Source organism: Knoellia sp. S7-12, from assembly GCF_040518285.1.
Taxonomy (GTDB): domain Bacteria; phylum Actinomycetota; class Actinomycetes; order Actinomycetales; family Dermatophilaceae; genus Knoellia.
Map to the genome: position 1 here is coordinate 20,053 of NZ_CP155449.1, position 19,061 is coordinate 39,113.

The window sequence follows — 19,061 nt, forward strand, 5'->3', positions numbered from 1 at the left end:
TCCGGTCTCCGCAGGCGACAGCGCCCGGAGATAGTCGCGATTTGGTTATCAGTTGAATAACTTGACATTATGAGCGCGTGGTTGATGATTCATCTGTGCAAGCGGCTCTGGCCGTCCGTGACCTGACGAAGGTCTTCGACGCCCGAGGTGCCACGGTCAAAGCCCTCGACGGGGTCTCCCTCACCGTCCCTCACGGCGAGATCCACGGCATCGTCGGACGCTCCGGTGCCGGCAAGTCGACCCTCATCCGCTGCCTCACCGGCCTCGAGCGCCCCACCTCGGGCGAGGTCGTCGTCGCCGGTGAGGACATCACGACGCTGCGCGGCGAGGAGCTGCGCGCCGCCCGACGCTGGTTCGGGGTCGTCTACCAGCACGCCAACCTGCTCGACTCGCGCACGGCCGCCGACAACATCGCGCTCCCACTCGAGATCGCCGGCTGGGACAGGGCCAAGCGCGAGGCACGAGTCGCCGAGCTGCTCGACCTGGTGGGCCTGACCGACCGCGCCCAGAACCACCCCGGCCAACTCTCCGGCGGGCAGCAGCAGCGAGTCGGCATCGCCCGGGCGCTCGCGGCCGGTCCCGAGATCCTCCTGTGTGACGAGCCCACCTCAGCCCTCGACGCCAACACGACCGGCTCGATCCTCGCCCTGCTCCGAGAGCTGCGCGATCGCCTCGGCATCACCGTCGTGATCATCACCCACGAGCCGTCAGTCGTGCGCGAGATCTGCGACGCCGTGACGCTCCTGGGTGATGGCGCCGTGGTCGAGCAGGGCCGCCTCAGCGAGGTCATCGCCGACCCGACCACGCGTCTGCACCGTGAACTCATCCCGCTGGTCGAGCCGACACCGGACGGTCTCGTGCGCCTCCAGGTCGCGCTTGGCCACCCCGACGCCACCGTCGGCACCATCGACGGGATCATCGCGCTGTTGCGGCACGAAGGCATCGAGTCCGACGTCGCGGCAGCCACCGTCGAGACCATCGCGGGTCGCCGGGTCGGCCGCCTGCTGGTCGAGCTCGCCGACTCATCGACCACCGACCGCGCCCGCGCCCTGCTCGACGACGCGCACCTCCACCCGGAGGTGGCGGCATGACCTTCGACAGTGATCCGACGTGGCTCGACAACCCGGTCATCACCGAAGGGCTGCCGACCGCCCTGTGGGAGACCCTCGCCATGACCGTGGGTTCGGCCCTGATCACCGCGGTGCTCGGAGTGGTGGTCGGAGTCTTCCTCCACAACAGCTCACCGGGCGGCATCTCCCCCAACGTCGCGGTGAACCGAGTCCTCGGAGCCATCGTCAACGTCGGCCGCTCCCTGCCCTTCCTCATCCTGATGATCTCGATCATCCCCATCACGCGGTTCATCGCCGGGACCACCGTCGGGTGGCGCGCCATGATCGTGCCGCTCACCGTGGGAGCGGTGCCGTTCTTCGCCCGCCTGGTCGAGACGTCCCTGCGCGAGGTGTCCTCCGGCAAGGTCGAGGCCGCCACGATCATGGGCGCGACCCGGTGGAACATCACCCGCAAGGTGCTCCTGCCCGAGGCTTTGCCCGGCATCGCCGCGGGCCTCACGACGACGGTCATTGCCCTCATCGGCTACAGCGCCATGGCCGGTGCCGTCGGTGGCGGTGGCCTTGGTGCCACCGCGATGTCCTACGGCTACAACCGATTCCAGACCGACGTGATGATCGCGGCCGTCGTGCTGCTGGTCATCGTCGTGCAGCTCGTGCAGGTCGTCGGCGACCGCGTCGCCCGCTCCGTCGACCACCGCTGAGCCACCCCCAGAAACACCGCGGCGTATGCCGCCCGCTCCCGACAACGTCGTCGGCTCACCCCGATCCGCCGCGCACCGCGGCATACCCACGTCGGTGACTCACCGGCATACCGAAAGGAACCACCCATGTCCTCGCTCCGCCGTCCAGCCCTCGTCGCCGGCATTGCCCTGTTCGCCGTCTCGAGCCTCGCGGCGTGTGGTGCTGGCGGCGGTGACTCCAGTGGTCCCGAGGCCGATGACAAGGGCGTCACCAAGCTCGTCATCGGTGCGTCCCCGACACCGCACGCCAAGATCCTCGAGTTCGTCGACAAGGAGCTCGCGGCCAAGGCCGGTCTCGACCTCGACATCAAGAGCTTCGACGACTACGTGCAGCCCAACGTCCAGCTGTCCGAGGGCACGCTCGACGCGAACTACTTCCAGCACCAGCCGTACTACGACGCGCAGGTGAAGGACCGCGGCTACGACTTCGCGCACTACACGGGCGTGCACATCGAGCCGTTCGCGCTGTATTCGAAGAAGGTCAAGGACGTGAAGGAGCTCCCTGAGGGTGCTCAGGTCGGCGTCAACAACGACCCGTCCAACCAGGGGCGCGCAGTCGAGCTGCTCGCCAAGGCCGGCGTCATCACGCTCAAGCCCGGCAAGGACGCGACGAACGCGACGATCTATGACATCGACCAGAACGCCAAGAAGCTGAAGTTCGTGGAGACCGACCCGGCGCAGCTCGTGCGTTCACTTGATGACCTCGACGTCGCCGTGATCAACGGCAACTACGCGCTCGAGGCCGACCTGTCGCCGTCCAAGGACGCGATCCTGGTGGAGGAGACGACGGGCAACCCCTACGCCAACTTCCTCACGGTGGCCAAGAAGGACGAGAACAACGCGGCGCTCAAGAAGCTCGACGGGCTGCTGCACTCCCCCGAGGTCAAGGCCTACATCGAGCAGACGTGGGCGGACGGTTCGGTGCTCCCGACCTCCTGATCGCGGCCTGCAGCAACTTTTCCTCCCCATGACGGAACTTTGGGGGTCCGGAGGCTTTGTTTCCCTCCGGACCCTCAAGGTTCCCTCCGCTCATGGGGGTGGGCGCTGGCCTAGCGCTCGTGATAGCCGGTGACGGGCTCGCCGACCCGCCACTCCTCGAGTGAGCCGCGGTAGATGCCGTGCCGCAGCTCGAGTTCATAGCCGTCGTAGTGCGGCATACCCATCTCTCGCGCGACGGCCAGCTCGGCCTCGACGTCGTAGGGGACGCGGACGTAGGACACGGCCCAGGGCGCCGTCTCTTCGCTGCCGACCTCGCCCTCGAGGATGCAGTACATCGGGGTGGGGTCGCCCATGCAGTTGCCGACGCTGCCCGTGTTGAACACGGTCCGCCCCTCGAGCTGGACCTCGTACATCGGGTCGTGAGTGTCCGCGTAGCCGATCAGGTCAGGGACCGGTCCGTCCTCGGTGGCTTCGGTGTGGCGGAACAGTGCCTCGAACTCGTCCTGGGTGCGGACGTAGCGAACGCGCCGGTGGACGGTCTCCTCGCTCGCATGGAACAACCTGACGCGCCGACCGCTGAGCCAGAAGTCGTGACTGAAGGGCAGCGATCGCAGCCAGTCGCCCTGTCCGGGGCGCAGTTGGGACAGCCAGAACCGCAGCGCCTCGTCGTCGAACTTCCGGTTCGGGTCGGGCAGGAAGTCGTCCCAGTTGCCGAGGAGATTCACCTCGCACCTCTGCTGGGAGAGCTCGATCACCTCACGTCCACGCGGCCCCTTGCCGACGTAGTCGCCGAGGTTGAAGATGCGGTCGATGCCGCGGCGATCGATGTCGGCCAACACCGCCTCGTATGCCGTGAGGTTGCCGTGGACGTCCGACACCAGCGCCATGCGTTCCATGTCGAGCATCCTCGCACCGAGCACCGAACTAGGCTCGGCACCATGACGTCGGACGCCACCAGCCTTGGAAACACTGCCGATCCACGCGAGCTGCGGCGTTCGGACTTCCCGGAGATCCAACGCATGACGACACGTTGGGCCGACAACGACATGTATGGCCATCTCAACAACGCCGTCTACTACGAGCTCTTCGACGCGGTCCTCAACGCGTGGCTCATCCGGGAGACGGGGACGGACGAGGTCAGCACCCCGACGCTCGGTGTCGTGGCCGAGTCCTCGTGCCGCTTCTATGCCGAGCTCGCCTATCCGGAGCCGATCGATGTCGGTGTGCGGGTCGAGCGGATCGGCACGAAGAGTGTCACCTTCGCGTTCGGACTCTTCGCGCAGGGCAGCGATGACATCGCGGCTCACGGACTGTGGGCGCAGGTCTACATCGACCGGGAGCAGCGCCATTCCGTGCCGATCCCGGCGGACGTGCGTGCGGTCATCGAGCGCGCCCACGCCGCGCAATGACCTCGGCCACCGACCTTGTCGTTGCGGCCTGGCGGGGTGAGCGCCGGCCCCCCGACGGTCGTTGGCAGCGCATCGCGCGCGTCGTGTCGCCGGGCAATGTCGCGAGCCTGCGTGCGGCATTGCGAGCTGGTTTTGTGCCGGTGGGCTCGGTCCAGCTCCATCGTCCGTGAGCACGGTGCGCGGCAAACGACGCCGAACGCGTATGCCGTTGCGTCAGTCGTGCTCACGGCCGCCGGTTTGCGGCTGCCCGGGCCGTGCTTGCCGCGCTCTGTGCTCGGTCCAGCGCGCAAGCCCGTGGCTGCGACCGGCTCCGCGCGTGGCGCACAGTCACATCAGTCACTCCCGTTACAGTGGGCCGCATGACGCTTCGGGGAACGATCCTGTCCGCACGCCTCACGCGCGCTGCGGCGCCGATGCTGTTCGCGGCCCTGGCGCTGACTGCTTGCTCTGACGAGGAGCCCACCGCCTCGCCGTCACCGTCGACGTCGACGAGCACGAGCCAGACCCCGTCGCCCACCCCGACGACCTCACCGAGCACGACACCCACCGTCACGGCGACCGCCTCGGCCACCCCGACGTCGACCCCCACGGCGACGCCGACCCGAACCACACCGGCCGCGACCCCCACGCCGACAAGGTCATCGACCCCGCCGCAGGCGTCATGTGCGGCCGCCAGGGCGGGCGCGGTCAACACCACGGGGATGACGGCGGCCGCTGTGGCCAAGGCCAAGAGGATCCATGCAGCGGCCAAGGCCTGCGACGCCAAGACGCTCATCGCGCTCGCCAAGGCGGACGCGACCGGGCTCGCGGGTGAGAAGGCGCCGACCGCGATCTTCACGTCGAGTACCCCGCAGAACTACGTCGCCCTCGCGACCCTGCTCACCATGGAACCGACCGAGACCTTCGACGGCACGATCCAGCCGAAGGTCTTCTCGGAGCGCTTCGCCCAGGACGACGCCGAGTGGAACAAGGTCGTCGCAGCCGGGCTCCTCACCAAGGCCGCTGCGTCCAAGATGCGCACGGACGATGGTGGCTACACCGGCTACCGGGTCGGCTTCGCGAGCGACGGCACCTGGACCTTCTTCACCACCGGTCGTCGCTGACCCCAACCCCCAGCCCGGGCGCCTCAACCTGCCCACGCGGAGCGTGGGACCCGCCGCTCGAAGTGGGTATCTCTCACCTCGCCTGACTTCCTCGGTCAGGCGAGGTGAGACGTTCCCGCCCGAGCTGAAACGCCAACTGCGAAAAGGCGCCTCAGAGGGCCGTAAAGGGGTGGGGGGCGTATGCCGGGTCGTCTGCACCCATGGCAACCTGAGAAAAGTGGCTTCCCGGGCCTCCACCGGCTCGCGCTGACGGTGCTGACAGGTAAACTTTGGGGTGAACGTCGCGCCCAGGGCGATTTCCCGCCCCGGGCGCGACGCATGAGCCAGACCAGCTGAAGGAGCACCGTGCCCAGCACGCCCGACGACAAGAGCATCGAGACGCAGGACAGCACCGCAGACGCGGTGTCGGACACGTCGCCGAAGGCCCCGGCGGCACAGTTCCCTGCCGCACCCACCCCACGGGAGGAGGGCGCGCTGACGGCACCGATCGGCAGCGTCTCCGCGGTTGCTGACGGCGCCACCTACGACGCGTCAGCCATCCAGGTGCTCGAGGGCCTCGAAGCCGTCCGCAAACGTCCGGGCATGTACATCGGGTCCACCGGTGAGCGCGGCCTGCACCACCTCGTGTGGGAGATCGTGGACAACGCGGTCGACGAGTCGCTCGCCGGCCACGCCGACACGATCGACGTCACGCTCCTCGCCGATGGCGGCGTCCAGGTCAAGGACAACGGCCGAGGCATCCCGACGGGCATGAACGAGGCCTACGGCGTCTCCACCGTCGAGCTCGTCCTCACCCAACTCCACGCCGGTGGCAAGTTCGGTGGCGGCGGTTACAAGGTCTCCGGTGGCCTGCACGGCGTCGGCTCCTCCGTCGTCAACGCGCTCGCGACCCGGCTCATCGCCGAGGTCCGCCAGCTCGGTCACGTGTGGCGGATGGAGTTCGACCACGGTGAGCGCCTCGCCCCCCTCGACAAGGTCGGCGAGAGCGATGACCACGGCACGACCATCACCTACTGGGCCGACGACCAGATCTTCGAGACGGTCGAGTACGACTACGAGACGATCCGGGCCCGCTTCCAGCAGTACGCGTTCCTCAACAAGGGCCTCACGATCAACCTGACCGACGAGCGCGTCCAGGAGTCGACCGAGGACGACGAGGAAGCCGACTTCGTCGAGGGCAACGAGCGCCGCAAGCGCACCGTCAGCTACTGCTACCCCGGCGGCCTCATCGACTACGTCACCCACCTCGTGTCGAGCAAGAAGTCCGATCCGGTGCACCCCGACATCATCAGCATCGAGGTCGAGGACAAGGCTCGTGAGCTCAACCTCGAGCTCGCGATGCAGTGGACGACGGCCTACAGCGAGTCGGTCCACACCTACGCCAACACGGTCAACACCCACGAGGGTGGCACCCACGAAGAGGGCTTCCGCGCCGCCCTCACCAAGATGATCAACGACTTCGCGCGCAAGCAGAACCAGCTCAAGGACAAGGACGAGAACCTCACCGGTGACGACGTCCGTGAGGGCCTCACCGCCGTCATCAGCGTCAAGCTCGGCGAGCCCCAGTTCGAGGGCCAGACCAAGACCAAGCTCGGCAACTCCGAGGTCAAGGGCTTCGTCCAGCGTGCCATGACCGACTCGTTCGGTGACTGGCTCGAGCGTCACCCCAACGAGGGCAAGGACATCGTCCGCAAGGCGATCCAGGCCCAGACCGCCCGGCTCGCCGCTCGCAAGGCCCGTGAGGCCACCCGCAAGCGCGTCCTCGAGTCCGGCGGCCTTCCCGGCAAGCTGCGCGACTGCCAGGCCAAGGACCCGGCCGTGTCCGAGGTCTACATCGTCGAGGGTGACTCCGCCGGTGGTTCGGCCGTGCGTGGTCGCAACCCCTTCAACCAGGCGATCCTCCCGATCCGCGGCAAGATCCTCAACGTCGAACGCGCTCGTCTCGACAAGGCCCTCGCCAACCAGGAGGTCCAGGCACTGATCTCGGCCTTTGGCACCGGTATTGGCGAGGACTTCAACATCGAGAAGGCTCGCTATCACAAGATCGTGATCATGGCCGACGCCGACGTCGACGGCATGCACATCCGCACGCTGCTCCTCACCTTGCTGTTCCGCTTCATGAAGCCGCTCATCGAGGCCGGCTACGTCTACCTCGCGCAGCCGCCGCTTTATCGCCTCAAGTGGAGCAACGCCCCCCACGAGTTCGCGTTCACCGACCGCGAGCGCGACGCTCTCCTCGCCGAGGGACAGAGCAAGGGTCGCCGCATGCCCAAGGACAACGGCATCCAGCGCTACAAGGGTCTTGGCGAGATGGACTACCAGGAGCTGTGGGAGACCACGATGGACCCCGACCACCGGGTCCTGCTCCAGATCACCCTCGACGATGCTGCTGCTGCCGATGAGGTCTTCTCGATCCTCATGGGTGAGGACGTCGAGTCGCGGCGGTCGTTCATCCAACGCAACGCTCGCGACGTGCGTTTCTTGGACATTTGATGGGTATGCCGTTCGCTCGCGTCGCGTTTGGGTGTGCCGTTCGCCGCAGTCCCATCCGCGCTGCGCGCGTAGACCGCGCTCCGCGCTCCCGCCAGGCCCATCCAGCGGCGAACGGCACACCCAAACGCTCGCAGCCAGCTCGCCTCCCAGCGCTGTTGGCTTGAAACGCGACTCGCTCGACTCCCGGGCCACCGGGTTCGCGCTCCAACTGAACTTTGCGGCATACACCGCTTCTTGAATTGCACTGAGAGACAAGGGAACTGATGGCTGACGACATCGACGGCACCGAGAACGAGATTGAGGACTCTGAGGCTTCCAACGAGCTCGGGTCTGTGGTGCAGGACCGGTCCCCGGGTGAGACGGACCGGGTTGAGCCGATTGACCTGAACACCGAGATGCAGCGCAGCTACATCGAGTACGCGATGTCGGTCATCGTGTCGCGTGCCCTGCCCGATGTGCGGGACGGCATGAAGCCGGTGCACCGACGCGTCATCTATGCCATGTACGACGGCGGCTACCGGCCCGACCGCGGGTTCAACAAGTGCAGCCGTGTCGTCGGTGAGGTGATGGGCCAGTACCACCCGCACGGTGACTCCTCGATCTATGACGCCCTCGTCCGGCTCGTGCAGGACTGGTCGCTGCGCTACCCGCTGGTGCAGGGTCAGGGCAACTTCGGTAGCCCCGGTGATGACCCGGCTGCAGCTCCGCGATACACCGAGTGCCGCATGGCGCCGTTGTCGATGGAGCTCGTGCGCGACATCGACAAGAAGACCGTCGACTTCGCACCGAACTACGACGGCAAGACGTTGGAGCCGAAGGTTCTGCCGGCGCGCTTCCCCAACCTGCTCGTCAACGGATCGTCGGGCATCGCGGTCGGCATGGCCACGCAGATCCCGCCGCACAACCTGCGCGAGGTCTCCGCAGCTGCGCTGTGGGTGCTCGAGCACCCCGAGGCGTCACGTGACGAGATGCTCGAAGCCGTCATGGGCCGCATCCACGGCCCGGACTTCCCCACGGGCGCGCTCATCATGGGCCGCAAGGGCATCGATGACGCCTACCGGACCGGCCGTGGCTCGATCATCATGCGCGCGGTCGTCGAGGTCGAGGAGATCCAGGGACGTCAGTGCCTCGTCGTCTCCGAGCTGCCCTACCAGGTCAACCCCGACAGCCTCGCCCAGAAGATCGCCGAGCACGTCAAGGACGGCCGCCTGCAGGGCATTGCCGACATCCGCGACGAGACCTCCGGCCGCACCGGCCAGCGTCTCGTCATCGTGCTGCGTCGTGACGCGGTCGCCAAGGTCGTGCTCAACAACCTCTACAAGCACACCCAGCTGCAGACCAACTTCGGCGCCAACATGCTCGCGCTCGTCGACGGTGTGCCGCGCACCCTGCCGATCGACGCGTTCATCCGGCACTGGGTCGACCACCAGATCGACGTCATCCAGCGCCGCACGGCCTACCTCCTCCAGGAGGCCGAGGACCGCATCCACATCCTGCGCGGTCTGCTCAAGGCCCTCGACATGCTCGACGAGGTCATCGCCCTGATCCGTCGGTCGCCGACCACCGAGGCGGCCCGGGACGGGCTGATCGAGCTCCTCGACATTGATGAGATCCAGGCCCGCGCGATCCTCGAGCTCCAGCTGCGTCGTCTCGCGGCCCTCGAGCGGCAGAAGACCATCGATGAGCACGACGCGATCCAGCGCGAGATCGAGGACTACAAGGACATCCTCGCCAAGCCCGAGCGTCAGCGGAACATCGTGTCCGAGGAGCTCACGACCATCGTGGAGAAGTACGGCGATGAGCGCCGCTCCGTGATCCACGGCTTCGACGGTGACATGTCGATGGAGGACCTCATCCCAGAGGAGGACGTCGTCGTGACGATCACCCGGGGTGGCTACGCCAAGCGCACCAAGGTCGATGCCTATCGCTCGCAGAAGCGCGGCGGCAAGGGCGTCAAGGGTGCCTCGCTGCGTGGCGAGGACGTCGTGGCGCACTTCTTCACGACCACGTCGCACCACTGGCTGCTGTTCTTCACCAACCTCGGCCGGGTCTACCGGGCCAAGGCCTACGAGCTGCCCGATGCCAGCCGAGACGCCAAGGGTCAGCACGTCGCCAACATCATGGCGTTCCAGCCCGATGAGCACATCGCCCAGGTGCTGGCGCTGCGCAACTACGAGATCTCGCCCTACCTCGTGCTCTCCACGCAGAACGGCCTCGTCAAGAAGACCCGCCTGTCCGAGTACGACTCCCCGCGCACTGGCGGCCTCATCGCCGTCAACCTGCGCGACGGTGACGAACTCGTCGGCGCCGGGCTGACGTCGTCGGCCGACGACCTGCTGCTCGTGTCCAAGAAGGGCCAGTCGGTCCGCTTCCACGCCGACGACGCGACGCTGCGGCCGATGGGTCGCTCGACGTCCGGTGTCACCGGCATGAAGTTCCGCGGCGACGACAAGCTGCTCTCGATGTCGGTCATCGACGAGGGCACCGACCCCGACGTGTTCGTGGTCTTCGAGTCCGGTCTGGCCAAGCGCTCGCTGGCCTCGCAGTGGAACGTCAAGGGTCGCGCGATCCTCGGCGTCACCGTCGCGAAGCAGTCCGAGAAGGGCGGCGACCTCGTCGGCGCCCTCACCGTCTCCGAGGACGACGAGGTCATGGTCGTCTTCGAACGCGGCAACATCGTCCGTTCCCGCGTCGACGAGGTTCGCCTCACCGGCCGCAACACGGGTGGCGTCTGGTTCGCCAAGCCGGGCAAGAACGACGCGATCGTCGGAGTGGCCCGCAACGCCGAGAAGGCTGTCGAGGAAGAGGTTGCCGAGGCTGACGCCGAGGGAGTCTCCCCGGTGGACGGCACCCCGGTCGACACCACGCTCAACGGTGACGCTGCCGACACGTCCGTGCACACGGGTGCGGGGAGTGACCTCGACACGGACGATGGCGTACCGTCGTTGGACAAGAGCACCGACAGCGACGACAACAACGACGCTGCAGGTGAGGCAGAGGGCGACGGAGGCGAAGAGTGAGCACGGCAGACCAGACAGGGACCTCGATGCGATCGGCGTCGGGATCCTCGGCTGAGGCCACGCGACCGCTCTCGCGCGCGCAGGCCGAGGCCCCGGTGACCAACGGTTCGGCCTCGCCCGTGCCGCCGGCAGCTGCTCGCGGCACCGGCCGTCGGGTGCGACTCACCGTCTCTCGCGTCGACCCGTGGTCGGCGATGAAGATGTCGTTCCTGTTGTCCGTGGCGCTCGGCATCGCCGGCGTCGTCATGATCTCGGTGCTGTGGATGATCCTCGCGGGCATGGGTGTCTTCGACCAGGTCAACACCCTCGTCGGCCAGATCATCCAGGACGGCGAGAACACCTTCGACATCATGGACTTCCTCGGCTTCGGCCGGGTCGTCTCACTCGCGATCGTCGTCGGCGTCATCGACGTCATCCTGATGACGGCACTCGCGACCCTTGCGGCGTTCCTCTACAACGTGTCGAGCAGCCTCGTCGGCGGTCTTCAGCTGACCCTCACCGACGACTGAGCCTGTCGTTCTCGACGGCGCATGGCGTTCTCGTTGGGGCACGTCGCCCCAGGGCCATGCGTCAGCGGGAACGACGTGCCCGGACGGGACCTGCGGGCCCCGAGTTACCGTTTTGTTGGCAAGGCAGAGTGTGGGGTAACCTCGTCTCTCGCGCCACCGTGAAGGTGGCGCCGCCGGATCGGCGACGGGCCTATAGCTCAGACGGTTAGAGCGCTTCCCTGATAAGGAAGAGGCCAGAGGTTCAAGTCCTCTTAGGCCCACCATCCGATCCTCGACTCAACTCAGGTGGTACTGCTGTGAAGAAGATCCTTCTCGTTGCCCTGACCGCGCTCACCGCCGGCCTCGTCAAGAAGAAGCTCGACGCGCAGGGTGCCGACCAGCGACTGTGGGCCGAGGCCACCGAGGACCGCCCCGCGGTCACCCCCAACGCAGGAAGCTGACACCAGCGACCTCACCGGGGCTGCGGCGCGCGTGGTGGCGCGCCTGCTGTGCCGCAGGGGCATCTAACTGAACAAGGGGACTTAGCTCAGCTGGTAGAGCACCGCCTTTGCAAGGCGGGGGTCAGGGGTTCGAACCCCCTAGTCTCCACCACAGGATCGAGAGGCCCTTCCCGGCATACAGGAAGGGCCTCTCGCATGAGCACCGTCAGACTCGGTCAGGGACAGCGTGGAACGGGTGCGCTGAACGTCGTGTTGGAGCGGTTCGAGACGTAGTAGTCGTTGAGCCAGCGGCCGTCGACGAGCTGGTTCCACACGCGAGTCGTGCCGACCAGCGTGCCGGACTTCTGGCAGGCGACGTAGGCGAGGGCGCCGCTGTGGACGGTTCCGTTCGGGGCATACGTCGTTCCGGGTCCGGAGCGGGTGTAGACGGCAGTCGGGATCGTCACCTGACCTGGGTAGCTGCACCGCGAAAGGGTCGCGCTGAAGGTGGTGCTCGAGGGCGTCGAGACGTAGCGGTCGGAGACGAAGCCGCCCGTGCTGATGCGATCCCACACAGACGTCGTGCCGACGAGCTGACCGCGGGCCTGGCAGATCACCGAGACGGCGGCGTTCGCGGCGAGGCTGCCCACGATGGGGTACGCACTCGAGGGTCCGCTGCGGACGTTGAGGGTGCCCGAGCTCGTGACGCGGTAGGTCTTGGCGACGGTGGCGACCGGGCCCTTGATGGTGTCGCTGTCGATGTTCATGGACACTCCACCCCACGTCTCGACGTGGTCGCCCCTGTACTGCTTGGCGCGCTGCCACTCGGACCACAGGGTGTTGCCCGCGGTGGACCAGCCGGTGACCGTGGCGACGTTGTCCCAGCGGGCCATCCAGACCGCGTCTGGGCGGGCCAGCGACGTGGAGTTGTAGCTGGCGGCGAGGTCACGCAGTCCGGAGTCCTGGTGGACATAGACCCCGGCGAGGAACCCGGCACGGTGCAGCGCCTTGGTCCACTCCGAAACATAGGTCCGGACCGCGGCCGTGCACCCAACGGCGGCGCGGTCGTAGTGCTCCACATCGGCATACAGAGCGCTGCCGGCGAGAAGTCCGAGGCTCCGGGCACGGGCCACGGCGTCGTTGCCATCCGCAGTTCCTCGCGCGGCCGCACCGCTGGCCGCGTAGCGGTTGGGCTTGGTGCCGAAGACACAGTAGGGCTGGTCGCCGAAGTAGGTCGGGACGAGTGACCAGCCCGCTGCCGTGGCACTGCTCACCCATGACGCGGTGAGGTTGGGTTGGGCACAGCCGCGGTTGCGCCCACCGAAGTAGATGTTGACGCCGGTGTAGGGCGACCTCCCGCGCCAGGCCGCGAGTGCGGCGAGCGAGGGCGCGGTGCAGGTGTCGAAGAACAGCCCCTGAACCCGCGTCGCTGAAGACGCGGTGGGATAGGTGCCGGGAGTGGCCGGTTCCGCCTGCGCAGACACCGGAACCATCAGGCCGATCGTCACCGTCGTGAGGCCGGCCGTGATGACGGCAGCTGCTCGTCGCGCGAGTTTCATGACAACCTCCAGCGTGGACTCCGGCGGGAGCGAAGCCCCACATCCTTTCGACGCGCTGGTGCGTCACGTGGTTGACCTGCGCTCATGCGTCGAGGCGAGGAGCAGGCGTCAGAGGTTGCCGAGGAGGCGGGTGACCGCCACCTCGATGACGACTCGGGTGGGGTTGACCCGGGGTGGCCGGTAGCGGGCGGCGTAGCGGGTCTCGGCGTCGAGCACGGACTCAGGATCGGCGAGGACTCGAGCGTCGCCCTCGAGGGAGAGCCACCGTCGGCCATCGACCTGGCAGACCACGGCCGTTCCAGACCTGGCCGCATTGCGCGCCTTCTGCGACACGTCGTTCGTGATGACCCGGAAGGCGAGCGTCTCGTTGTCCCACGTGAAGCCCACCGGCACCACGTGCGGGGAGCCGTCAGCTCGAAGCGTCGTCAGCGTCGCGAGGTGCCGCTCGGTGAGGAAGTCCAGGGCGTCCTGGGACAGGTTGCGCGGGTCGATTGCCACATCGAGGAGTCTTCCACGGCGCTCAGAAGCTGGTGCGCAGCAACATCGCCGCGAGAAGGAACATGACGAGCCCGATCGCGATGTCGAGAACCTGCCACGTGCGCGGGTGAGCGAACCAGCGGGAGGCGAGGCGGGCGGCATACCCCAGGCAGGTGAACCACAGAACGCTGGCGACGCAGGCGCCCGCACCGAACCACCAGCGTCCGGTCGAACCGTAGGACGTGCTGAGGTTGCCGAGCATGAGCACGGTGTCGAGGTAGACGTGCGGATTGAGCCAGGTCAGCGCGAACGCCGTCGCAACCGCGGACGCCTTCGCGGCGGGCGCGCCTGCGACGAGCGTCTTCGGGTGCCGCGCTGCCAGGAACGAGCGCACGCCGAACCAGACGAGGTATGCCGCACCGCCGAGTGTGACGATGCGCAGGACAGTGGGGTGCCCCTGGACGAGTGCGCCGACACCGACGACACCCGCAACGATGAGGAGAAGGTCGCTGATGGCGCAGATTGCGACGACGACCCCGACATGTTGACGGGCGACACCCTGACGCAGGACGAACGCGTTCTGCGCACCGATCGCGACGATCAGGGAGAAGCCGGACACGAGACCACCAAGGAGGGCGGCAAGGATTGTGGTGTTCATTGGGGTCGACGCTAGGGCCGGCAGTGCATGAAGACCAGCGAAGGTTTCTCAGGGTTCCTTAGTTCTGCTTCATCATAGAATCGGCCTCGTGCACACCGACCAACTCCGCGCCCTCCTCGCCGTCATCGACACGGGGACGTTCGAGGCTGCCGCCCGCGAGCTCCATGTCACGCCGTCGGCGGTGAGTCAGCGGATCAAGGCCCTCGAGCACTCGATGGGGCAGGTCGTCGTGCGGCGTGGGCAGCCCTGCGCGCCGACGACCGCGGGCGAGGTGCTCGTCCGACTCGCCCGCCAACAGCACCTGCTCGAGCAGGAGGCGCGCGCCGCCCTCGACGCATCCGCAGCGCCCACGGAGTTGGCCGTCGCTGTGAACGCAGACTCGCTGGCGACCTGGTTCCGACCCATCCTTTCCGAGGTCGCTGGCTGGGACGGTGTCATCCTCCGGCTCCATGTCGAGGACGAGGGACACAGTCACGAGCTCCTCCGTGCGGGCACGGTCCTCGGAGCGATCACGTCGAATCCCATTCCGGTGCAGGGGTGTTCGGCCGAGCGGATCGGTGGAATGCGCTACGTGCCGGTGGCGACACCGGAGCTGCGCGAGCAGTTCTCGTCCGGTCGTGGGGTCGACTGGGGTCGCATGCCGGTGCTCGAGTTCAACGACCACGACGACCTCCAGAGGCGTGTCCTCCGCCAGCATGGGGTCGAGGTCGACCCACCGACGCATCGGATCCCGTCGTCGGAGGCGTTCGCTGCTGCAGTCCGAGCGGGCCTGGGATGGGGCGCCCTGCCGACGGTGCAGTGCGCCGAAGGCCTTGAGCAGAGGGCGCTCGTGCGGCTCAGTGCCCGGGACCACGTCGATGTCCCTCTCCACTGGCAGGCCTGGCGACTCCGTTCACCACTCGTGGATCGCCTCACCGAGGCGATCCGCCACCACGCTCCGACGCGGTGACAACGAAGAAGGGCCCGACTCGTGGTCGGACCCTTCATCGTGGGTGTCGGGCTGATCAGCCCTGCGCGGTCAGGGGATGGTGGTGGTGGCAGCCGAGGTCTTGGCGACCGAGGTGTAGCCGGTCTTGGACCCGGTGACACGGACCGTGAGCGTTTTGCCCTTGTCGGTGGTGGTCAGGGCGTAGGTGCTTGCCGTCGCGCCGGTGATGGCGACTCCCGAGCGGAACCACTGGAAGGCCAGGGTGACCGGTGCCGGACCCCACGTGCCGGGAACGGCCGTGAGCGTGGAGCCCACGATCTTGGTCCCGGAGATCGTCGGCGTGGGTGCCGTGAGGGTGCCGGCGGCGATGACGGCGGTGGCCGCAGACCCCCTGGCGGTGGTGGCGTAGCCGGCCTTGGTGCCGGTCACGACCGCGGTGATGGTCTTGCCGGTGTCGGAGCCGGTCAGCGCGTAGGTGCTGGCCGTGGCTCCGGTGATGGCGACTCCGGCGCGCCTCCACTGGTAGGCGACGGTGACCGGTGCCGGTCCCCAGGTGCCCGCATTGGCCGTGAGGGTGTAGCCGGCCTTGACGGTCCCGCTGATGGTGGGCGCCGGGCCCGTGAGTGCACCGAGCACCGCACTGGTAGCCGCAGAGGTCTTGGCGACCGAGGTGTAGCCCGCCTTGCTGCCCACGACCCTGACGGTCATGGTCTTGGTCTGGTCCGCGGTGGCGAGCTTGTAGGTGCTCGCCGTGGCGCCGGTGAGGGCGACTCCCGAGCGGTACCACTGGTAGGCCAGCGTCACCGGTGCCGGACCCCACGTGCCGGGGACGGCCGTGAGGGTGGAGCCCACGATCTTGGACCCGGAGATCGTCGGCGTCGGTGCCGTGAGCGCGCCGAGCACCGCAGTCGTGGCTGCGGAGGTCTTGGCGACCGAGGTGTAGCCGGTCTTGGTGCCGGTGACGCGGACGGTCATGGTCTTGGTCTGGTCCGCGGCGGCGAGCTTGTAGGTGCTCGCCGTGGCGCCGGTGATGGCGACTCCGGTGCGGTACCACTGGTAGGCCAGCGTCACCGGTGTCGGACCCCACGCGCCGGTGACGGCGGTGAGCGTATAGCCCACGGTCCTCGAGCCCGAGATGGTCGGCGTCGGTGCCGTGAGCGTCCCAGCGGCGACCGCGGCGGTGGCAGCAGAAGTCTTGGCCGCGGTGGTGTAGCCACTCTTGGTGCCCGTGACGGTGACGGTGATGGCCTTGCCGGTGTCGGAACCGGTCAGCACATGGGTGCTGGCCGTGGCGCCGGTGATGGCCACACCAGCCCGCTTCCACTGGTAGGCCAGCGTGACGGGGGCCGGTCCCCACGTGCCGGGGACGGCGGTGAGGGTGGAGCCAGCCTTGGCGGTGCCGGTGATCGTCGGCGTCGGTGCCGTCAGAGTGCCCGGCGTGTCCGTGACCGGGCCGGCGGTCGCGACATAGGTGGTGTCGCTGTTGTTCGTCGCGGTGCGGACGTAGTAGCGGACGTTGACGGTCTTGCCGATCATCGCGGTGGTCAGCGTCAGTGTCTTGTCCCAGCCCACCGTCTCTCCGCCGACACGCCACTCGTAGGAGTCGTAGTCCACGGCTTCACCATTGGAGGGAGTGCCGTGCGTTGCGGTCAGTACCTGACCCGCGGCCGGGGTCCCCGCGATCTGCAGTGGTGAGGTGAGGGTGACTCCGGTGCCCACGGGGGCATACGCGCCGCCGAAGAGGGTGGCCGGGGCGTAGCCAGCGAGCGTCCCCGTCACGCGCACGTAGACCGTTTTGCCCTGCAGGTCGGCAGTCGGGGTGAAGGTGGTGCCAGTGGCTCCGGCGACCGGCACGAAGTTCCAGGCGTAGTCGCTGGCGTCCTCCCAGCCCCACTGGTAGGTGAGCTGCACGCCCGAGGGACCCCACGCTCCGGGGTGGACGGTCAGCGGCGAGCCGACCTTGGCGGCTCCGTTGACCCACGGGTCGGTCGCGGTGAGCGACTTGCCGGCCACCGGAAGCACGACGCGCAGGGTGCGCTGGAGAGGCGTTGTGGGCTGGGTGAAGATCGTGGCCGTGTCACTGGTGGTGGTGTTGTCCCAGCAGCGCGAGGCGTAGCGGTTCTCCCGGGCGGGGGCCTCCGGGCCGTAGTGGGCGTCCTCGAAGCAGACCTTGTAGCGGCCACCGGCCACGGCGGCCCAGAAGAACTTTCCGTCCGCGCCCGTCGCGCGGGGGCCGTACTGGGGGGTGTCCCACTGACCGGTGGCCGTGTTGTGGGTGTAGACGGTCCAGCCGACTCCCTGGATCGGGGCACCGGCACTGTCCACGGCCTCGCCGTAGAAGCCCATTGTCCTGGCGAGCTGGAAGTTCGCCGTCGTGACCGTCGGCCCTTCGGGCAGCACCGGTGGCGTCTGCGGGTAGGTCGGGGTGCTCTGGGCCGTGCCGTTCCAGAACTCCTGGGTCCAGTTGTGCTTGCCCCATTCCTCGCGAGCCTCGATCTGCACCTTGCCCGGCATGACCTTGGTGAGGGTGTAGGCGCCCGTGGCGTCGGTCGTGGCGGTCGAATTGGAGCCGCCGCCGCCGTTCGCTGAACTGCTGACGGTGATCCCGGGGATCGCGGCACCGGCCGTGTCGGTGACCCTGCCCTTGACCGTGGCCAATCGCGGAAGCCGGATGTTGGCCGTGACCGGAGTCGTCGTGCTGACGGTGATGGTCTTGGCCGCGCCGCGGCCGTTGGCCTGGTCGTAGTACTGCATTCCGTAGGTCTCCGCGCAGGTCGACTGACAGGCCGCGTAGAGGGTGTACTCGCCCGCCTTCGTGACGTCGATGGTGAAGCGACCCGTCGCATCGGTCCCGCCGAAGTGGTCGCGGCTGTCGTTCCAGTCGACCGGCTGGGCGTACAGGTATGCGTCACCCATGGGGACTGCCTTCCCGGTGGCGTCGAGCCCGGTGACAACCCCCGTGATGGTGTAGCCGGAGGCCGCCTGCGCCGGCGCGGCGCCAGCCAGGGCGAGGGTGAAGCCGAGGATCGTGGCGAGCACGAGGACCAGCAGCTGCCGAAGGCGCCGGACGGGTGAGTCGGCGAGTGGGGGTGGGTCAGCGAGGACGATCGAGGACACGGACAGCTCCTGGAGATGGGCGAACGAGGAGGAGTCATCGAAGTGACAAGGCTGACCCCCGAGGCAAATCGTAGGGCCGTTGTGCCGGGTTCGGACCGGACGTTTCCGCAGAGTCCGTGCTCCCTGTGCACCTCTGCCCTGATCCGCCCGGTGTCCGGTCGAGGGTCTCACGGGCCGCGGTGGTCAAAGGGGGTGCTCAAAGAGGCTAGGTTGCGAGGATGAGCGAAGACTGCAGGCACGGTTTGAACCCGGAGTGGTGCGCATCGTGTCGAGGTGACGACGATCGCGCTCTCTCACCGGCGGCAGGACGCAACGTCTTCGGCAACGGCATGCAGGCTCAGTTGGATCGACTGTGTTCCCAGTTGGCGATCCCCACCGTCAAGGTCGGTGCTGACAGCAGCCTCCCGACCGAGGTTTTCGCTGCTGCGGCCAAGGCCTGCGGCGTCAAGGCCGGCACCCCGCCCGAGACTGCGGCACTGATCGCATCGAAGAGCGGTGTGAAGTGGACCCCCGCCTGCGACAACCGGGCCGCGGTCAAGGGTGGCGCGACGATGGTGACCCGCGAAGGCCTCGTCGTGCTCAACAGGGCCGTCGCTGCAGTGCTCGCCAAGGCCTAGCAA

The 19,061-nt window shown here is 67.7% G+C and carries 17 protein-coding genes and 2 tRNA genes; 14 read left to right on the top strand and 5 right to left on the bottom strand.

Going from position 1 to position 19,061, the window contains the following annotated elements; translation table 11 throughout:
- Positions 1 to 95: 95 nt before the first annotated feature.
- From V6K52_RS00070 to V6K52_RS00080, 3 genes are all read left to right on the top strand, one after another.
- The gene (locus V6K52_RS00070) at positions 96 to 1,091 is read left to right on the top strand and encodes an ATP-binding cassette domain-containing protein (RefSeq protein WP_353951872.1); all 996 of its coding nucleotides are present in this window, start codon (positions 96 to 98) and stop codon (positions 1,089 to 1,091) included.
- A complete protein-coding gene (locus V6K52_RS00075; RefSeq protein ID WP_353951873.1) occupies positions 1,088 to 1,771 on the top strand; it encodes a methionine ABC transporter permease in 684 nt (227 codons plus the stop codon). The genes V6K52_RS00070 and V6K52_RS00075 overlap by 4 nt, the downstream gene beginning before the upstream one ends.
- A 126-nt stretch (positions 1,772 to 1,897) precedes the next feature.
- Entirely contained in the window at positions 1,898 to 2,749 is an 852-nt protein-coding gene (locus V6K52_RS00080; protein ID WP_353951874.1) for a MetQ/NlpA family ABC transporter substrate-binding protein, read from the top strand.
- A gap of 110 nt (positions 2,750 to 2,859) precedes the next feature.
- On the opposite strand, the gene V6K52_RS00085 is transcribed toward V6K52_RS00080, so the two are convergent.
- Positions 2,860 to 3,645: a metallophosphoesterase family protein gene (locus V6K52_RS00085; protein ID WP_353951875.1), complete on the bottom strand. Its 786-nt coding sequence runs from the start codon at positions 3,643 to 3,645 to the stop codon at positions 2,860 to 2,862.
- A 42-nt stretch (positions 3,646 to 3,687) separates the two neighbouring features.
- Between V6K52_RS00085 and V6K52_RS00090 the strand changes: the two genes are divergently transcribed.
- The 9 genes from V6K52_RS00090 to V6K52_RS00130 all read left to right on the top strand — a co-directional run bounded on the left by V6K52_RS00090 (position 3,688) and on the right by V6K52_RS00130 (position 11,874).
- Positions 3,688 to 4,158 (top strand): thioesterase family protein, encoded by a 471-nt coding sequence (locus tag V6K52_RS00090; RefSeq protein WP_353951876.1) that lies wholly within the window; start codon positions 3,688 to 3,690, stop codon positions 4,156 to 4,158.
- Entirely contained in the window at positions 4,155 to 4,328 is a 174-nt protein-coding gene (locus V6K52_RS00095) for a hypothetical protein (protein WP_353951877.1), read from the top strand. The genes V6K52_RS00090 and V6K52_RS00095 overlap by 4 nt, the downstream gene beginning before the upstream one ends.
- Before the next feature lie 189 nt (positions 4,329 to 4,517).
- Entirely contained in the window at positions 4,518 to 5,261 is a 744-nt protein-coding gene (locus tag V6K52_RS00100; protein ID WP_353951878.1) for a hypothetical protein, read from the top strand.
- 474 nt (positions 5,262 to 5,735) lie between these two features.
- Entirely contained in the window at positions 5,736 to 7,754 is a 2,019-nt protein-coding gene (gyrB, locus tag V6K52_RS00105; protein WP_353953827.1) for a DNA topoisomerase (ATP-hydrolyzing) subunit B, read from the top strand.
- Positions 7,755 to 8,017: 263 nt separating this feature from the next.
- A complete protein-coding gene (gene gyrA / locus V6K52_RS00110; protein WP_353951879.1) occupies positions 8,018 to 10,774 on the top strand; it encodes a DNA gyrase subunit A in 2,757 nt (918 codons plus the stop codon).
- Positions 10,771 to 11,283 (top strand): DUF3566 domain-containing protein, encoded by a 513-nt coding sequence (locus tag V6K52_RS00115; protein ID WP_353951880.1) that lies wholly within the window; start codon positions 10,771 to 10,773, stop codon positions 11,281 to 11,283. The genes gyrA and V6K52_RS00115 overlap by 4 nt, the downstream gene beginning before the upstream one ends.
- 186 nt (positions 11,284 to 11,469) lie before the next feature.
- A tRNA-Ile gene (locus V6K52_RS00120) sits at positions 11,470 to 11,546 on the top strand.
- A 33-nt stretch (positions 11,547 to 11,579) separates the two neighbouring features.
- Complete coding sequence (locus V6K52_RS00125; protein WP_353951881.1) at positions 11,580 to 11,723, top strand: DLW-39 family protein; 144 nt, start codon at positions 11,580 to 11,582, stop codon at positions 11,721 to 11,723.
- Positions 11,724 to 11,798: 75 nt separating this feature from the next.
- Positions 11,799 to 11,874: transfer RNA gene (locus V6K52_RS00130), tRNA-Ala, on the top strand.
- Between the two features lie 64 nt (positions 11,875 to 11,938).
- Here the strand turns inward: V6K52_RS00130 and V6K52_RS00135 are convergent.
- The 3 genes from V6K52_RS00135 to V6K52_RS00145 form a co-directional block, all read right to left on the bottom strand.
- Complete coding sequence (locus tag V6K52_RS00135; protein ID WP_353951882.1) at positions 11,939 to 13,261, bottom strand: glycoside hydrolase domain-containing protein; 1,323 nt, start codon at positions 13,259 to 13,261, stop codon at positions 11,939 to 11,941.
- Between the two features lie 108 nt (positions 13,262 to 13,369).
- Positions 13,370 to 13,759 (bottom strand): PPOX class F420-dependent oxidoreductase, encoded by a 390-nt coding sequence (locus tag V6K52_RS00140; RefSeq protein WP_353951883.1) that lies wholly within the window; start codon positions 13,757 to 13,759, stop codon positions 13,370 to 13,372.
- Positions 13,760 to 13,781: 22 nt separating this feature from the next.
- Positions 13,782 to 14,396 carry a LysE/ArgO family amino acid transporter gene (locus V6K52_RS00145; protein WP_353951884.1) on the bottom strand — a complete coding sequence of 205 codons (615 nt, stop codon included), beginning with the start codon at positions 14,394 to 14,396 and terminating at the stop codon, positions 13,782 to 13,784.
- A gap of 88 nt (positions 14,397 to 14,484) precedes the next feature.
- Here V6K52_RS00145 and V6K52_RS00150 point away from each other — a divergent pair, with 88 nt between their 5' ends.
- Positions 14,485 to 15,345 (top strand): LysR family transcriptional regulator ArgP, encoded by an 861-nt coding sequence (locus V6K52_RS00150; RefSeq protein WP_353951885.1) that lies wholly within the window; start codon positions 14,485 to 14,487, stop codon positions 15,343 to 15,345.
- Positions 15,346 to 15,414: 69 nt separating this feature from the next.
- Here V6K52_RS00150 and V6K52_RS00155 read toward each other — a convergent pair whose 3' ends face one another.
- Complete coding sequence (locus tag V6K52_RS00155) at positions 15,415 to 18,441, bottom strand: carboxypeptidase regulatory-like domain-containing protein (protein WP_353951886.1); 3,027 nt, start codon at positions 18,439 to 18,441, stop codon at positions 15,415 to 15,417.
- A 218-nt stretch (positions 18,442 to 18,659) separates the two neighbouring features.
- Here V6K52_RS00155 and V6K52_RS00160 point away from each other — a divergent pair, with 218 nt between their 5' ends.
- Entirely contained in the window at positions 18,660 to 19,058 is a 399-nt protein-coding gene (locus tag V6K52_RS00160) for a hypothetical protein (protein ID WP_353951887.1), read from the top strand.
- The last annotated feature ends 3 nt before the right edge of the window (positions 19,059 to 19,061 follow it).

Bases quoted from the DNA above. Each gene is read 5' to 3' on its own strand.
- V6K52_RS00100 (WP_353951878.1), top strand. From the start codon at position 4,518: ATGACGCTTCGGGGAACGATCCTGTCCGCACGCCTCACGCGCGCTGCG.
- V6K52_RS00160 (WP_353951887.1), top strand. From the start codon at position 18,660: ATGAGCGAAGACTGCAGGCACGGTTTGAACCCGGAGTGGTGCGCATCG.
- V6K52_RS00135 (WP_353951882.1), bottom strand. From the start codon at position 13,261: ATGAAACTCGCGCGACGAGCAGCTGCCGTCATCACGGCCGGCCTCACG.
- V6K52_RS00080 (WP_353951874.1), top strand. From the start codon at position 1,898: ATGTCCTCGCTCCGCCGTCCAGCCCTCGTCGCCGGCATTGCCCTGTTC.
- V6K52_RS00085 (WP_353951875.1), bottom strand. From the start codon at position 3,645: ATGGAACGCATGGCGCTGGTGTCGGACGTCCACGGCAACCTCACGGCA.
- V6K52_RS00075 (WP_353951873.1), top strand. From the start codon at position 1,088: ATGACCTTCGACAGTGATCCGACGTGGCTCGACAACCCGGTCATCACC.
- V6K52_RS00095 (WP_353951877.1), top strand. From the start codon at position 4,155: ATGACCTCGGCCACCGACCTTGTCGTTGCGGCCTGGCGGGGTGAGCGC.
- V6K52_RS00145 (WP_353951884.1), bottom strand. From the start codon at position 14,396: ATGAACACCACAATCCTTGCCGCCCTCCTTGGTGGTCTCGTGTCCGGC.
- V6K52_RS00090 (WP_353951876.1), top strand. From the start codon at position 3,688: ATGACGTCGGACGCCACCAGCCTTGGAAACACTGCCGATCCACGCGAG.
- gyrA (WP_353951879.1), top strand. From the start codon at position 8,018: ATGGCTGACGACATCGACGGCACCGAGAACGAGATTGAGGACTCTGAG.